General features: G+C 47.8%; 1 protein-coding gene. It reads left to right on the top strand.

Features of this window, described 5'->3' with window-relative positions:
• Nucleotides 1-358: 358 nt before the first annotated feature.
• A partial coding sequence (locus AC1D1X_RS24800; protein ID WP_477699555.1) for a hypothetical protein occupies nucleotides 359-783 on the top strand: 425 nt, incomplete at its 3' end.

A 783-nucleotide genomic window follows, 5' to 3' on the forward strand; every position in this document is an offset into this window, starting at 1 on the left:
GATTTGCAGGAAATCCATAAGAATAGTAGCCAGAGCCCTTGAAGGACTTGCGCAAGCAGCTACTATTTTTATAGCAAATGCAACAAGGCGTTTCAGCAATCGTCATTTTCATCGTCGATCTACCATTGCGATGCGTCATCCAGGATGACGTGATTGGGGAGGGAAACCTTGAGCGCCGACTTTGCTTTAGGGTGATTCGATCCATGCTTGCACGCGATCCTGCCCCGTTGTGCCAGTCAAAATAGTCAGCGATACTTCGGCGGTCCGGTTCAATACTTGACTGCATTTCACGATAGCTGCCCTTCCATCAGCAGACTTGTTCGTCTGTTGTCTTAAATACCTGTCACCCATCTGATCCATGAATTTTTCGACGTTATCCAGGACTAAAAAGACTTTAGCGGCGCTTGCATTGCTTGTGTTTGCGCTCGCTTGTTTTTTTGCCAAGAACGATTTTGAATATTTCAAACACTACGTCTACGACTTCACGCACGAAGGGGATAGATATGCCGCGTTAGCGGATACGACAGGAAATACAACGGGAAAGACAACGGGAGATACGGCGGCGAAGGCTGTCGCCGAGTCAAAGACACTCGCCATCTTTACCGGCGATACCGGTCATATCACCAAGGGAAAACTCCTGGATGCAAGCTACAAAAAAGAGTACGACCAGCTTCCTGAAAAACTCTACAACCTCAGTTTTGGTGAAACCATCTATTGCGTTACCTGCAAAGACGGCAAGGGCGAAAAGCAACGCGGGTACTCGCTGATTGAAACGAATACACC

The sequence above is a fragment of the Polaromonas sp. P1_G4 genome (assembly GCF_056405475.1).